Annotated in this window: 13 protein-coding genes and 1 pseudogene; 2 read left to right on the plus strand and 12 right to left on the minus strand. The window is 75.7% G+C overall.

The features are described 5' to 3' along the window. The 10 genes and pseudogenes from AB0B40_RS13860 to AB0B40_RS13905 all read right to left on the minus strand — a co-directional run. A partial coding sequence (locus tag AB0B40_RS13860; protein ID WP_362263979.1) for a glycosyltransferase family 9 protein occupies positions 1 to 961 on the minus strand: 961 nt, incomplete at its 3' end. Positions 962 to 1,296: 335 nt separating this feature from the next. Further along, the gene (locus AB0B40_RS13865) at positions 1,297 to 2,718 is read right to left on the minus strand and encodes a PfkB family carbohydrate kinase (RefSeq protein ID WP_362263980.1); all 1,422 of its coding nucleotides are present in this window, start codon (positions 2,716 to 2,718) and stop codon (positions 1,297 to 1,299) included. 293 nt (positions 2,719 to 3,011) lie between these two features. Next, a pseudogene (locus AB0B40_RS13870) lies at positions 3,012 to 3,536 on the minus strand (SIS domain-containing protein); the annotation flags it as partial. A 119-nt stretch (positions 3,537 to 3,655) separates the two neighbouring features. After that, complete coding sequence (locus AB0B40_RS13875; RefSeq protein ID WP_345048755.1) at positions 3,656 to 4,888, minus strand: glycosyltransferase; 1,233 nt, start codon at positions 4,886 to 4,888, stop codon at positions 3,656 to 3,658. Next, entirely contained in the window at positions 4,885 to 5,847 is a 963-nt protein-coding gene (locus tag AB0B40_RS13880) for a glycosyltransferase (protein WP_345048756.1), read from the minus strand. Before AB0B40_RS13880 ends, AB0B40_RS13875 begins: the two co-directional genes overlap by 4 nt. Further along, positions 5,844 to 6,854: a glycosyltransferase family 9 protein gene (locus AB0B40_RS13885; protein WP_345048758.1), complete on the minus strand. Its 1,011-nt coding sequence runs from the start codon at positions 6,852 to 6,854 to the stop codon at positions 5,844 to 5,846. Before AB0B40_RS13885 ends, AB0B40_RS13880 begins: the two co-directional genes overlap by 4 nt. Next, complete coding sequence (locus tag AB0B40_RS13890) at positions 6,851 to 7,393, minus strand: HAD-IIIA family hydrolase (RefSeq protein WP_345048760.1); 543 nt, start codon at positions 7,391 to 7,393, stop codon at positions 6,851 to 6,853. The genes AB0B40_RS13885 and AB0B40_RS13890 overlap by 4 nt, the downstream gene beginning before the upstream one ends. Continuing rightward, complete coding sequence (locus AB0B40_RS13895; protein WP_345048762.1) at positions 7,390 to 8,385, minus strand: glycosyltransferase; 996 nt, start codon at positions 8,383 to 8,385, stop codon at positions 7,390 to 7,392. The genes AB0B40_RS13890 and AB0B40_RS13895 overlap by 4 nt, the downstream gene beginning before the upstream one ends. Next, positions 8,382 to 10,016: a carbamoyltransferase C-terminal domain-containing protein gene (locus tag AB0B40_RS13900; protein ID WP_345048764.1), complete on the minus strand. Its 1,635-nt coding sequence runs from the start codon at positions 10,014 to 10,016 to the stop codon at positions 8,382 to 8,384. Before AB0B40_RS13900 ends, AB0B40_RS13895 begins: the two co-directional genes overlap by 4 nt. A gap of 33 nt (positions 10,017 to 10,049) precedes the next feature. Next, on the minus strand, positions 10,050 to 11,057 hold the full coding sequence (locus AB0B40_RS13905; protein WP_362263981.1) for an NAD-dependent epimerase/dehydratase family protein: 1,008 nt from the start codon (positions 11,055 to 11,057) through the stop codon (positions 10,050 to 10,052). A gap of 472 nt (positions 11,058 to 11,529) precedes the next feature. Here AB0B40_RS13905 and AB0B40_RS13910 point away from each other — a divergent pair, with 472 nt between their 5' ends. Then, positions 11,530 to 12,093: a hemerythrin domain-containing protein gene (locus tag AB0B40_RS13910; protein ID WP_362263982.1), complete on the plus strand. Its 564-nt coding sequence runs from the start codon at positions 11,530 to 11,532 to the stop codon at positions 12,091 to 12,093. An 80-nt stretch (positions 12,094 to 12,173) separates the two neighbouring features. On the opposite strand, the gene AB0B40_RS13915 is transcribed toward AB0B40_RS13910, so the two are convergent. Then, positions 12,174 to 12,518: a DUF3040 domain-containing protein gene (locus AB0B40_RS13915; RefSeq protein WP_362263983.1), complete on the minus strand. Its 345-nt coding sequence runs from the start codon at positions 12,516 to 12,518 to the stop codon at positions 12,174 to 12,176. A 344-nt stretch (positions 12,519 to 12,862) separates the two neighbouring features. Between AB0B40_RS13915 and AB0B40_RS13920 the strand changes: the two genes are divergently transcribed. After that, positions 12,863 to 13,012, plus strand: coding sequence for a hypothetical protein (locus tag AB0B40_RS13920; RefSeq protein WP_345048771.1), 150 nt, complete (start codon positions 12,863 to 12,865; stop codon positions 13,010 to 13,012). A 132-nt stretch (positions 13,013 to 13,144) separates the two neighbouring features. Here the strand turns inward: AB0B40_RS13920 and AB0B40_RS13925 are convergent, their stop codons facing one another. After that, on the minus strand, positions 13,145 to 13,990 hold the full coding sequence (locus AB0B40_RS13925) for a helix-turn-helix transcriptional regulator (RefSeq protein WP_362263984.1): 846 nt from the start codon (positions 13,988 to 13,990) through the stop codon (positions 13,145 to 13,147). Positions 13,991 to 14,266: the final 276 nt, after the last annotated feature.

The following is a 14,266-nucleotide window of genomic DNA, read 5'->3' on the forward strand; positions in this document are numbered from 1 at the left end:
GACGACCACGGGCACCCCGCAGCAGCGACAGACACACCGCGGCGACCTCACCTGTGCCGATGCGCAGCAGGCGGGCGTCGGGGGTGCGGCCGTGGGGGTCGCCGGGCGGGCCGGGTTTCCACAGGGCCAGGTGGTCCGGGCCCGGGGGCGGCCCCCACAGTCGCGGGGAGACGGGCCCGAACAGGGTGACGGAGCGGGTGCCGTGGGCCACCGCGAGATGGGCGAGGCCGGTGTCGCCGCTGAGCACCAGGGACGCCTCGGCGACCAGCGCGGACAGTTGCCCGAGCGGCAGGCCGCCGGTCAGTACGTCGTGGCCGGGCTGCCCGCTGCGTTCGGCGACCGAGCGGACCAGGGCGTCCTCACCGGGGCCGCCGGTGAGGACCACGTGGTGGCCGGCGGCGCGCAGGCACCGTACGACGGCGGCGAACCTTCCCCCCGGCCAGCGGCGGGAGCCCGAGGCCGCGCCGGGGTGCACCACCACCGCGCCGGGGGCCGGGGACGGCCCGGCCGGCCGGGGCAGCCGCAGGTCCCGGGGGTCGGCCGGGATGCCGTAGCCGCGCAGGAAGGCGCACCAGCGGTCCCGTTCGTTGGCGTGGCCGAGCCAGGGCGGCCCGTCCGGGCAGGCGTGGGCGAGGAGCCGGCGCGGCTGCAGCGCGGCCAGGACGTCGCGGCTCTCGGGGCCGTTGCCGTGCAGGTCGACGGCCACGTCGGGCGGCGGGCCGGGCCAGTGGCCGAGGTCCGGCACGGCGCGGCCCGGTGCCTCGGCCGCGAGGACGGCGTCGACCGCCCCGGTGGCCAGGGCGAGTTCGGTGAGCCCCGACGGCAGGGCGAGGACGATCTCGTGGCCGGGGAAGGCCCGGCGAATGCCGCGCAGCGCGGGCACGCCGGCCAGCAGGTCGCCGAGGCCCAGCGCGCGCAGGACCAGGACGCGCGGTGCGCTCGGGGGATGCTCGGTGGTCACCGACGGAGTCCTCCGGTGGTTGGGGGGCGTGGGGCGTGCCGGCGGCGGCCGGCGGGTGCCGACCGGATCGGGGCCGGTACCCGCTCGCCCGGCGGCCTGCGCGACGGGCACTCCCTGCTCCGGTCCGCTCACGCGCGGCCCGCGTGCGGAAGGCTCCGGGCCGGTACCCGCTCGCCCGAGGGCCTGCGCCAGGGGCGCCACCTGCGCCGATGCGCTCACACCCCGCCCCCGTGCGGAGGGTCCCGCGCCGGTACCCGCAAGCCCTGCGGCCTGCGCGACGGGCACTCCCTGCTCCGGTCCGCTCACGCGCGGCCCGCGTGCGAGGGGTGCGGCGGTCACCTCGTCCGTCCCGGAGCGGGTGCGGGGGCCGATGCCGCGCGGCGGGCGAGGCCGGTGGTGGAGCGGCCGTCGAGGTAGGGCAGCAGCAGGACCTGGCCGCCCCAGCTCTCCACCAGGGGTTGTTCGGGCAGCCGGGTCCGGGCGTAGTCGCCGCCCTTGGCCCAGATGTGCGGCCTCAGTTCGCCGAGGATGCGTTCGGGGGTGTCCTCGTCGAAGACGGCGACGGCGTCCACGCACTCCAGGGCGCGCAGCACCCGTACCCGGTCGACGGCCGGTACGAGGGGCCGGCCATCGCCCTTGCGGCGGCGCACTGAGTCGTCGGAGTTGACGCAGACGACGAGGCAGTCGCCGGCCCGGCGGGCGGCCTGGAGCAGGGCGACGTGCCCGGCGTGGAGCAGGTCGAAGCAGCCGCCGGCGGCGACGACGGTGCCGCCCGCGGCCCGGACCCGGGCGGCGGTGCGCACGGCGTCGGCGGTGGTGTCGCCGTCGGTGGAGGGCTCGGCGACCGTCTCGGGGTCGTCCGGGACGGCGACCGCGCGGGCGCCGCCCTCGGCGACGAAGCGGGTGGCGGCGTGCACGGCGCCTTGCACGGCGGCCTCGGTGAGGGCCCCGTCGGCGAGCAGACCGGCGGCGGCGGCGGCGAACCGGTCGCCGGCGCCGCACGGGTCGCCCGTGGCGGTGGCCGGGGTCGGCACGAGCAGCGGGGTCTCGCCGTCCGAGAGCAGGGCCCCGCGCTCGCCGAGGGTGACCGCGACGGCCCGGGCCTGCCAGGCACCGACGAGGGCTCGGGCGTCCCGGGCGGCGGTGCGCAGTCCGGGTGTGTCGCCGCTGTCCCCACCGTCCAGCCGCCGGGCGAAGGCGCGCGCCTCCTGGGCCGAGGGCGTGGCAAGGCGGACGCCGGGGACGGGGGGCCGGCCGCGTACGTGGGGGTCCCAGACGACGGGGGCCGCCGTGTGGGACAGCGCGTCGCGCAGGACGTCGGCGGTGCCGTGGCCGTAGTCGGCGACGAGGACTCCCGCGGCCGCCGCGATCGCGCAGACCGCTTGCGCGGTGGCCTCGCGGGCGCGGCCCTCGCCGTCGTCCAGGCGCAGCAGCGGGCGGTCCCCGGCCAGGACGCGGGTCTTGCTGCTCAGGGCTCCCTCCAGCGGGACCTCGATGAGGCCGACCCGGTCGGTCAGCAGCTCCCGGAGGGTGTCGCTGGCGGCGTCGCGGCCGAGGGCGGTGACCAGGGTGACCGGGCGTCCGTCGGCGGCGGCGAGGCAGGCGGCGAGGGCGGCGCCGCCGGGGCGGGAGCTGCGCCGGGCGCCGTGGACGACGGGCACGGGCGCGTCGGGGGCCAGCCGCTCGGCCCGGCCGCACAGGTCGTGGTCGAGCAGGGCGTCGCCCACGACCACCAGGGGTGTCTGGGAGGCGCTCATGCGGGTCCCTCCGTGGGCACGACCGGCCCACCGGGCCCACCGGGCCCACCGGATCGGCCGGGCCCACCGGATCGGCCGGAAGCACCGGACGTGCCGGATGCACCGGACGTGCCGGACGCACCCGACGTGCCGGGCGCGTTCCGGCCGACGCCGCGGGCGCGACCGACGAGGCGGCCCACGACACCGGGTCTGCCGTCGGTGACGGAGGTGCTGTCGGTGACGGAGGTGCCGTCGGCGTCCGCCGCGACGTGGGTCCCGGCGCGTGCGGCCCGGGGGTCGGCTTCGCCGCGCTCCACGGCCTGGTCGAAGGCCTCGCACAGCATGTGCACGGCGACCAGGTGCAGTTCCTGGACGGTGGCGGCGGCAGGGGCGTCGACGCACAGCGCCTCGTCCGCGCCGAGCTGCAAGGGGTTGGGGGAGCGCCCGGTCAGCGCCCACACGGACATGCCGATCCGGTGCGCGCGGTCGGCGGCGGCCAGCAGGTTGGCGCTGGCGCCGCTGGTGGACAGCAGCAGGAGCACGTCACCGGGGCGGCCGTGGGCGGCGGTCTGGCGGGCGAACACCTCCTGGACGCCGTAGTCGTTGGCGATCGCGGTGGTGGAGGAGGTGTCGGCGTGCAGGGCCACCGCGGAGAACGGGGGGCGGTCGTCGCGGTAGCGGCCGACGAGTTCGGCGGTGAGGTGCTGGGCCTGGGCCGCGCTGCCGCCGTTGCCCGCGACGAGCAGCCGGGCGCCCGAGCCCAGCCGCCGGGCGAGTTCGGTGCCCCAGCGCTCGATGAGCGGTCCGCGGTCGCGGAACGCCTCCAGGGCCTTCGCCAGGTCGTCGCAGTGCGTGGTGTCGGTGGCCGTGACGGTGTCGGTGACGGTGACGGCAGTTTCCTGATTCCCGTGACGGCCGCGCTTGCCGTGGTTCCCGTGGCTGGTGCCGGTGGCGGTCTTCATCGGACGACTCCCGAGAGCGAGCGGATCGAGGACACGGCGCCGTACACCCCGGTCACGCCGTCGGCCACCCGGTCCCAGGTGTAGTGGGCGAGGACCCGGCTGCGGCCGGCGGCTCCGTACCGGGCGAGCCGGCCGGGGTCGGCGAGGAGGGCCCGGAGGGCCGCGCTGAGGTCGTAGTCGTCGTCGGCCGGGACCAGCAGGCCCGTGGTGCCGTCCACGACCGTGTCGAGCTGGCCGCCGACCGCGGTGGCGACGACCGGCGTACCGCAGGCCATGGCCTCCAGCGGGACGATGCCGAAGGGCTCGTACAGCGGCAGCGACAGCACCAGGTCGGCGCTGGACATCAGCCGGGGCATCCGGGCCCGGCCGACCCCGCCGAGCAGGGTGACCCGGTCGGAGACCCCGTACTCACCGGCGAGGGCGTACAGGCGCGCGGCCTCGGGTTCGGTGCCGAGCAGATCGGTCTCCGGGCCGCCGGCGATGAGGAGTTCGGCGTCGGGGACGCCGGCCAGGGCGCGGATGGCGCGGTCGAAGCCCTTGCGGGGCACGAGCCGGCCGACCGCCAGCAGCCGTCTGCGGGCACCGGGCGGCCTGGTGCCGGCGACCGGCGCGAACTGGTCGGGGTCGACACCGCAGGGCACGACGCTGATCCGGTCCTCCGGCAGCCCCATGGCCTTCAGTTCGGCCGTCTCGTCGCTGCACGTGGCGATGATGCGGGCGCACTCGTGGCCGATGGCCTCCTCGACGGCGAGGCGCTGCGGCGGGCTGGTGTCGGCGGCGCCCTGGTAGCGCTTCTTCACCGTGCCGAGCGCGTGGTAGGTCTGCACGACGGGGAGGCCGAGGTCACGGGCGCCGGCCAGGGCGGCCAGGCCCGACATCCAGAAGTGGGCGTGCACCACGTCGGGGCGGCTCCTGGCCCACTGCCGGGCCAGGAAGTCCCCGAACTCGCCCATGTGCGGCAGGAGGTCGTCCTTGGGGACGGGCGCGGGCGGTCCGGCGGGTACGTGCACCACCTGCACGCCGTCGATGAGGGTCACCCGGTCCGGCAGGCCCGCCGAGTCCCGCCGGGTGTAGACCGTGACCCGGTACCCCTTTCTGGCGAGCTGCCGGGCGACCTGAGCGACGTACACGTTCTGGCCGCCGGCGTCCGGTCCGCCGAGCGCGGCCAGTGGGCTGGCGTGTTCGGAGACCATGGCGACGCGCCCGGCCGTGTGGGGAATGCGGCTCATCGGGTGACCTCCTTGATCAGGCGCTCCCAGTCGTCCAGGAAGCGCCGCTCTCCGTAGCGGGCCTGGGCCGCAACGCGGGCCGCCGCGCCGGTCGCGCGGGCCAGTTCGGGGTCGGCGAGGAAGGCCCGTACGGCGTCCTCGAGTACGTCCAGTCGGTTCGAGACGACGCCGGCGCCGTCGGGTACCGCCTCCCGGACCTCGGTGGTGTCCAGGGCGACCACGGGCATGCCCAGGAACATGGCCTCCAGCAGGGACAGGCCCAGCGAGGTCCAGCGCACGGGGTGCAGATAGAGGCGGCACCTGGCCATCTCCCGGTGCAGTTCGTGCTGGGGCAGGTCGCGGGCGCGGCAGCGCTCGGGCGGCAGGCCGAGGTGTGCGGCGAGCCCTTCCGTGCGCATGCCGAAGACGTCCAGGGGGGCGGACCGGGCGAACCGGGGCAGCAGGTCGGTACCGGTCGTACGCCCCCTGCGCACGGGATCGTTGACGACGACGGCCGCGCGCCGTTCGGTGCCGGTCCACAGCCGGCCGGGGTCGATGATGCCGTGCTCCACGACCTCGGTCGGGGCCCGGCCGTTGTCCCACATCAGCCGGTTGAAGTGGGTGACGTGGACGATCGGGATGCCGGGCTGGCCGGACAGCGGGTGGAGCTGGCGCTCGGGGGAGGCGTCGGGGCTGTTGTGCTCGACGTACACGACGGGCACGTCCACGCCGGGCCGGCGGCCGGTCCAGCGCAGGGCCAGGTCGAGTTCGTGCGGCCGTTGCAGCACGATCAGGTCGATGTCGCAGTCGCGCAGTTGCGCGGGGGTGCGCTCCTGTACGGAGGGCGGCCAGTCCCAGGTCACCGCCCGGCCGAGGCCGTCGGGTCCGCGGTCCCCGGTGACCGGGACCAGGTAGGTGTGCGGGCCCTGCACGAAGGCGGTGAGCCAGGATCCGTGCACGTGCCAGACGAGGATGTTCATGAGTGCCGCTCCTGGATGAGCTTGTGCACCGCGCGCACCACGTCCTGTCCGGTGACCTCGTCCAGGCAGGGGTGGCCGGGCACCGGGCAGGTGAGGGCCCGGGTGTCCGCGCACGGCGCCGACTGGTCGCCGAGCAGGATGACGGGGACGCCGTACGGCGCCCAGCGCTCCGCCGGGACCACGGGCGCGAACAGGGACACGACGGGTGTGCCGACGGCCGCGGCGAGGTGGGCGGGCCCGGTGTTGGCGCTGATCACGACGTCGGCCATGCGCAGGACTCCGGCGAGGGTGCGCGGGCCGGTCCGGCCGCCGAGGTCGACGGCGACGTCGCCGCTGACCTGCCGGGTGAGGGCCGTCTCGCCGGGGCCGCCGGTGACGACGACGCGGTGTCCGGCGTCGGCGAGCAGGCCGACCGCCTCGGCGCAGCGGTGGGGGCTCCAGGCGCGGGCGGGTGCGCTGGCGCCCGGGTGCAGGACGACGTACGGGCCGTGGCCGGTCAGGCCGCCGGTGTCCGGGGGCGGCAGGACGCGCAGGCGTCCGTCGTCGCCGGGGGGTGGCGCGAAGCCCATGGCCGCGGCGGTGTCGAGGGCCGCCTCCGCCTCGTGCCGGCCGGCCCGCCGCCGGTGGCGTACGTCGAGCAGCCGGCCGGGGTGGTCGACGCTGTCGGCGCCGATCCGGCCGACGCCGGCGAGCCGCAGCAGCAGGGCGACGGGCAGCGGGCTCTGGTGGAAGGAGGTCAGGACGAGGGCGTTGTCGTAGGCCTCGGCGCGCAGCCGCCCGACCAGGGCGTCGATGTCCGCCGGGGTGACCGGGGGCGGGTCGAAGCCCTCCCAGGGCGCCTCCCACACCGTGACCTCGTCCACGCCGGGCAGCAGCCGGGCGGCGTCCGCGCCGCGCGGTCCGCACAGCAGGGTGACGTGCGTGCTGTGGGCGGCGACGGCGCGTACGGCGGGGCCGGACAGCAGCACGTCACCGAAGCTGTCGAGCCGGACGACGAGGGTCCTCATGCCGACGCCCTCCCCGCGGTCACGCGGAGCGCGCTCCGCACGGCGGTGAGCACATCGGGGGCACTGTGACTGGAGAAACGTTTTGCCTCCGCCGGTGCCGTGGCCTCGTTCGGCACGAGCACGCCCCGGGCGCCCGCCGCGTGGGCGGCCAGCACGTCGGCGGCGATGTCACCCACCACCAGGCACTCGGCGGCCGGTACGCCCAGCCGGGCGGCGGCGGTGCGGATCAGGCCGGGCCGCGGCTTGCGGCAGGCGCAGCCGGCGTCGGGGGCGTGCGGGCAGAACACCCAGATGTCCAGCCCGCCGAGCAGTTCGTCGGCACGCGCGTTGACGTCGAGCACCTGCCCGACGGTGAGCAGGCCCCGCCCGATGCCGGACTGGTTGCTGACCACGCCGGTGGCCAGGCCCCGGGACCGGGCCAGCGCGACGGCCTCCGCGGCGCCCGGCAGCAGCCGGACCCGGTCCGGGTCGCCGTTGTACGGCACGTCCGCGACGAGAGTGCCGTCCCGGTCGAACAGGACCGCCGACACGGTGCTCATCCGGCACCTCCCAGCGGCCGGGCGTGCCGGTGCCGGAGGACCCCGCGCACCCAGTGCCGTACGGCGAGAGGGGGTATGAGCACGCTCGTGCCCAGCATCCCGGCGATCTCGCGGGCGGTGCGCGGGCCGGGCAGGATCCGGGCGAGGGCGAACTCGGCGGTGCCGAGCGTCCACAGGGCTGCGCAGGCGGTCGCTGCCCGGCGCCGCCCGGCCACGGCGCACGAGACGGCGGCGAGGGCCGCGCCGGTGACCGCCAGGTGGCGGGGCAGCCGGCCGCGGGGCGCCTGGGCGCGGTCCCACCAGTCGCGGCCGTGCAGCCGGTTCATCAGGGCGTCGTCGGCGTTGCCGCGCTGCGCGGGCATGGAGGCCCACCAGTGGGCCGGGCGTACCGGGTGCCGGGTGACCCGCGTGCCCCGGGTCAGGGACCAGCCCGCCCGCTGCACGCGCAGGGCGAGGTCGGCGTCCTCGCGGAAGGCCCGCGGGAAGCGTTCGTCGAAACCGCCGGTCCGCTTGAGCACCTGGGTGCGGTACGCCATGTCGGCGGTGGCCCAGGCGGCGTTCTCCAGGCCCTTGGTGGTGCGCTCCCAGTCGGTGGGCCGGCGGTCCGGAGGCAGGGGTACCCGCAGCTGTCCCTGGACGCCGCCGACCTCGGGCCCGGCCGCGCGCAGGTCCTCGGCGAGCCGCCGGGACCAGTCCGGCAGCACCTGGACGTCGTCGTCCAGGAACACCGTCCAGGGCGTACGGACGGTGCGCCAGCCGGCGTTCCGGGCGGCGGCCGGCCCCTTGCCGCCGGTGCCCAGGGTGCGCACGCGGTCGAGCAGCTGCCCGGCCGTCTCCAACGGCAGGCCGCCCTCCGGCGCGGGACGGTCGTCGACGACGATCACCTCGTGCGGCGGATGGCCCTCGGCCGCGGCGAGCGCGCGCAGGCACTCGGCGAGGCAGGGGCGGCCGATCGTCGGGACGACCACGGTGTAGGCGGGCGCGCCGGTCATACGAACGCCTTCCCGCGGCGGATCGCGAACGGGCCGAGCACCAGCAGGTCCACGGGTGCCGAGCCGAAGCACTCCAGGGCGTCGCGGGGGTCGTCCACCATGGGCCGCCCGGCGGTGTTCAGGCTGGTGTTCACCACCACCGGCAGTCCGGTGCGCCGTTCGAAGCCCTCGATCATGCGGGCCACCAGAGGCTCCTGGGCGCGGTCCACGGTCTGGATGCGGGCCGTGCCGTCGACGTGGACCACGGCCGGGATGCGCGCCTTCCAGTCGGCGGCCACCTCGTGCACGAACAGCATGTGCGGGCTGGGCAGCGGCCCGTCGAAGATCTCCCCCGCGCGCTCGGCGAGCACCATGGGCGCCACGGGCCGGAACTCCTCGCGCCCCTTGACCGCGTTGAGGCGCTCCAGGTTGGCGGCCCGGCCCGGGTGGGCGAGCAGCGAGCGGTGCCCGAGCGCGCGCGGCCCGTACTCGCTGCGCCCCTGGAACCAGGCCACGATCCCGTCGGCGGCCAGCGCCTCGGCGGCGGTCTCGGCGATGTCGGCGGGCTCCTCGTACGGTACGGCCGCCCGCTCCAGCCACGCGCGCAGCTCGGCGTCGCTCCAGCCGCGGCCGAGGGCGGCCGTCGGCATCGGCTCCAGGGTGTCCTTCTGGGCCGCGACGTGCGCCGCCGCGCCCAGGGCCGTTCCGGCGTCGCCGGCGGCCGGCTGCACCCAGATGTGCCGGAAGCCGCTCTCCCGCCACAACCGGGTGTTGGCGACACAGTTGAGGGCGACGCCGCCGGCCATGGTGAGCGCGTCCTCGCCGGTGCGCTCGCGCAGCCACCGGGCGAGGGCCAGCATGGCCTCCTCCAGGCAGAGTTGGGCGCTGGCGGCGAGGTCGGCGTGGTCCCTGCTCCAGGTCCCGCCGGCCGGCCGCGCCGGGACGAGGTCGGCCCAGGGCACCGGGCGGGCCCGGAAACCGCCCTCGGTGTCGGCCCGGACGTACTCCCGCAGCCGTTCGGCGAAGCGTGGGGTGCCGTAGGAGGCGAGCGCCATCACCTTGAACTCGTCGCTGCTGCGCAGGAACCCGAGGTGCTGGGTGAGGTCCTCGTAGAACAGGCCGAGGGAGTCGGGCAGCGACTGGGTGCCGAGGACGGTCAGTTCGCGGTTGGTGTAGCGGCCGGCCAGGTGGGAGCCGCACTCCCCGCGGCCGTCCAGGACGAGGACGGCGCAGTCGGGGTACGGCGAGACCGGTCCGGCGGAGGCCGCGTGCGCCACGTGGTGCGGCACGAACCTGACCTTGGCCGGGTCGAGTCCGGGCAGCGCCTCCGCGAGGAAGTCCGGCGCCTCGCGGGCGTACTGCTGGCGCAGGTGGTCCCAGGGGTCGTGCAGTCCCATCCGCTCGGCGGGAAGGGCCAGCGAAGGGTCGTAGGAGTAGGCGACGGCGTCCAGTTCGGACGGGGTCAGGCCGGCCTGCCGGAGGCACCAGCGGGCCGACTGCTCGGGCAGCTCCCAGGCGGCGAAGGGTACGGGCCGCTTGCCGTGCTTGCGGCGGGAGAACCGCTCCTCCTCCGCCGCCGCCACGACCCTGCCGTCGGTGATCAGGGCGGCGGCGGGGTCGTGGAAGAGTGCGTTGATACCGAGGACGTGCATGCGCTGTCTCCAGGGCCGGGGAAGGGCGGGGGGTCAGGACTGCGGGGCGGGGTCCTCCACGCCCGGGACCGGTTCCGGGGGCAGGGCCGCGAAGTAGGCGATGGTCTGCTTCAGGCCCTCCTCCCACGGGACCTGCGGCGACCAGCCGAGCAGCTCGCGCGCGAGGTTGGTGTCGGGGCGGCGCCGGCCGGGGTCGTCGACGGGCCGGTCTATGAACGCGATCGGAGAGCGGGAGCCGGTGAGGGCGACCACCCGGCGGGCCAGGTCGGCGACGGTGATCTCGTCGCTGCCGCCGATGTTCACCGGGCGCACGGACCTGCTGCGGGCCACCCGCAGGATGCCGTCGACGGTGTCGTCCACGTAGCACAGCGAGCGGGTCTGGCTGCCGTCACCGGTCACCGTGAGCGGCTCGCCGGCCAGGGCCTGGCAGATGAAGGTGGGCACGGCCCGGCCGTCCTGGGCCCGCATCCGCGGCCCGTAGGTGTTGAACAGCCGCACGATTCCGGCGTTCGTGCCCCTGGTGCCCATGTGCGCGGTGGCCAGGGCCTCGGCGAACCGCTTCGACTCGTCGTACACGCTGCGCGGCCCGATCGGGTTGACGTTGCCCCAGTAGCCCTCGTGCTGCGGGTGCACCTGCGGATCCCCGTACACCTCGGAGGTGGAGGCGAGCAGGAAGCGGGCGCCGTCGCGTTCGGCGATCGCCAGGGCGTTGCGGGTGCCGAGGCTGCCCACGTCGAGGGTCTCCAGGGGCATGCGCAGATAGTCGGCGGGCGAGGCCGGGCAGGCGAAGTGCAGGACCAGGTCGTACGGGCCTGCCAGCCGCTCCGGGCACTCGGCGGAGGAGACGTCGCAGTGCACGTACCGGAAGCCGGGCCGGTCCTCCAGGTGCGCGACGTTCTCGCGTCGCCCGCAGACCAGGTTGTCGGCGCAGTCGACTTCGACGCCTGAATCCAGCAGCCGCTCGCACAGATGGGAGCCGAGGAAGCCGGCGCCGCCGGTCACGAGGGCGCGCCGCCAGGGAAACGGTGTGTCACCAGTCATGGGGGCTATTCCCTTCGTCGTCCTTCGTCCGCGCCGTGCGCGCCCCGGAATGTGCCGCCCGCGCCCACCGGGAAGGTGTCGCGCGGGGGTTGGGGCGCGTGCCGCGTCACCGGGCCCGACATCGTCGGCCCGTTGGAGAGGAAGAGGGCAGGGCTCGGGTCCCACTCGTCCGGAGGACCACCCTGGGTCTGCCGCCACTGGCTGGACGGCACTGGCAGGAGAGTTCCCGTGCCAGTTGGTTTCATACGTTGGATTCTTATTGTCCGGAATGATGAGTACTCGCGCGACTCCAGCGATTCCCTATCACGGCGAAGTCCGTCGCGCACGACGACGTCTCGGCACCCGTGAGGCGCATGGGCCATACGGGCGAAGTGGGCACCGTCGGCCGTGTAGCGCGCCGTCCCCGGGGGCACTCTGCGCGGCGACGGCCGGCCGTCACGAGCCGCCGCGTGTCACGCAGGAGGTAACGACAATGGGTCACGGCGGAAACGTCATCCAGGAGCTGACCACCGACCACCGCGAGGTCGAGGAGATCTTCGGCCGCATCGAGGCGCTGCCGCCCGGCTCCAAGGAACGCAAGAACCTCTGCGACCAGGTCACCATCGAGCTGGTCCGCCACTCGGTCGCCGAGGAGGCCTATCTCTACCCGGCGGTGCGCGAGCACGTGACGGGCGGCGACGCCCTGGCCGACAAGGAGATCGAGGACCACGCCAAGGCCGAGCAGATCATGAAGGACCTGGAGGGCTGCCAGGCGGACGACCCGCGGTTCGACACGCTCATGACTCAGCTGATGAGCGAGATCCGGTCCCATGTCGCCGACGAGGAACAGAATCTCTTCCCGCAGCTGGAGGCGGTCTGTCCCCCGGACGCGCTGATGGACCTCGGCGACAAGGTCCGCCGTGCGAAGAGGATGGCCCCGACCCGTCCGCACCCGTCGGCACCGGACACTCCTCCGGCCAACAAGCTGCTGGCCCCCGGCGTCGGCCTGGTCGACCGGATGCGCGACGCGCTGTCGGGGCGGGGCAAGGAGAGCTGATCCGGCGGGACGCGCCACGGGCCCGGGCGTCGCCCCGGGCCCGTCCGTGTGTCAGCCGGAGCCGGGACCGGCAGCGGGGTTCACAGCCACGGGGTGACCTGGGCTCCGGTGCGGGGCCGGGAGCGCGGGCGGCCCGCGCGGCACAGCAGCCGGAACGCCTGGAAGAGGGTGAGCGGCCACAGCAGCGCGAAGCACCACAGCAGCGCGGGATCCGAGGTGCGGATGCCCATGACGGCGACGAACCCCGACGCGACCGCCAGCAGCAGCACCGCCGCCGGCAGCCAGACTCCGTGCCGTACCGCGCCCATGCGCCGCGCGAACCGCCGGTCCTGCCGGAGGTTCGCCTCGATCTGCAACAGCGCGAGCCGCTCGCGCGCCGACAGCCGTACCTCGTCGTGCATGTCCCACATCTCCCACTCGTCCACGGCGACGCCGCCGCCTCCTTGACGGGTCGGCGGCCCCCCGGTCCCGGCCCACCGAGTTCCCCGGACGGCCCGGCCGATGCGGTGCCGGCCACGGGACGCCGACCCGGGCCGGTTCGGGGACGTGCGGAGGACGTACGGAGGACGTATGGGAGGCCGTATCGGCGGACGTAAGGGAGGCCGTATCGGCGGACGTAAGGGAGGCCGTATCGGCGGACGTATCGGCGGACGTACCGGGTGGTGAGAACCCCACCCGAAGCCCGGTGGTCAGCGGCACTGACACACACCCGTGCGCCGTCCCACGATGGAGGTGGTCCAGCCCCGCCGTCCGCACGCGAGGAGTCATCGTGTCCGTCGTACGCCCGCGAGGAGCCATCGTGCCCAAGTCCACCGAGGTGCGGCCGCCCGAGGAACGCCCCTTGTGGCCCTGGGTGGTCACCGCCGCCGCCGCGGCCGGCGCCCTGATCCTCCTCGTCAACCTCCTTCCGACGGCCTGAGGGGCGGCGGACCGGGGAACGGACCCCGGGGCCGCGGGGAACCCGCGCGCCCGGCCTGACTCCCCCTCAGACTCAGCCGGACCGGCCCCCGTGCGGCCGACAGGCGCGGCCATGGCTCACGTGGGACGCGGCTCATGCGTCCGCCGCCGACGCACGGGGCGTCTCCATGGCCTCCGGCGAGGCGAGCGCGGCGAGCGCGCGGGCCGACTGCGAGCCCGGCTCGGCGTGATAGACGGCCAGGATCTGCCCGCCGGAGTCACTGAGCGGCAGTTTCTCCCGGCGCAGTTCGAGCAGACCGGCCCGGGGGTGACGCAGTCGCAGCGTCCCCCCGGCCAGCGCGGTGACGTCGTGCCGGGCCCACAGCCGCCGGAACGTGTCACTGGCCAGCGACAGCTCACCGACCAGCTGGATGATCCGCGGGTCGTCGACGTCACTGCCCACGGAGGCGCGGAACCCGGCGACCACACCTCGGACCGCCTGTTCCCAGTCCGGGTAGAGATCCTGCTCGGCGGGGTCCAGGAAGATCGAGCGAAGCCGGTTGACGCCGGGCCGGATGTTCGGGGACACCGCGCCGGCCAGCCGGTTCGCGGCGAGCACCTCGAACGTGCGGCTCTCCACGAACGCCGGGAGGTTGATCGCGTCGAGGAGCTGCCGGATCCCGGTCGGCACCGTCTCGCGGCGCGGGCGCCGGGATGCGGCCGGGCGGGCGGTGGTCAGGCTCAGCAGGTGCTCGGTGGCGGTCGCGTCCAGCCGGAGGACCCGCGCCAGGGCCTGGAGCACCTGGGGCGACGGGTTGCGGTCGCGGCCCTGCTCGAGACGGAGGTAGTAGTCGGCGCTGATCCCCGCCAGGGTGGCGACCTCCTCGCGGCGCAGTCCGGGGGTACGGCGTACGCCCACGACCGGCAGCCCCGCGTCCACGGGGTCGGTCAGCTCACGGCGGGCCCGAAGGTACTCCCCGAGCGCGTTCGGCCTGCTCATGCAGCCGATCCTACGAGCCCGGGCAGCGCCGCGCCTGGTCCTGTCACCCCCAGGCTCGGTTGGGGTGCCGGGCGACTGCGGTGCACGGACGTGCCGGAAGTGCAGCCACCCGAAGCGGGCGTGCCGGGCTGTACGGTCGTCGCGCCGGCGGGTACCGGCCACCCCGGTCTCGACGGCGTTGTACGGGGCGGTGGATGGCGATGTGACGGCGCGAGCCGGCGACGGCGGGGGCCGGCGCGGGCCGGCGACGGCGGGGGCCGGCGCGGGCCGGCGACG

The sequence above is a fragment of the Streptomyces sp. NPDC042638 genome, assembly GCF_040647235.1.
GTDB classification, from domain to species: domain Bacteria; phylum Actinomycetota; class Actinomycetes; order Streptomycetales; family Streptomycetaceae; genus Streptomyces; species Streptomyces rameus.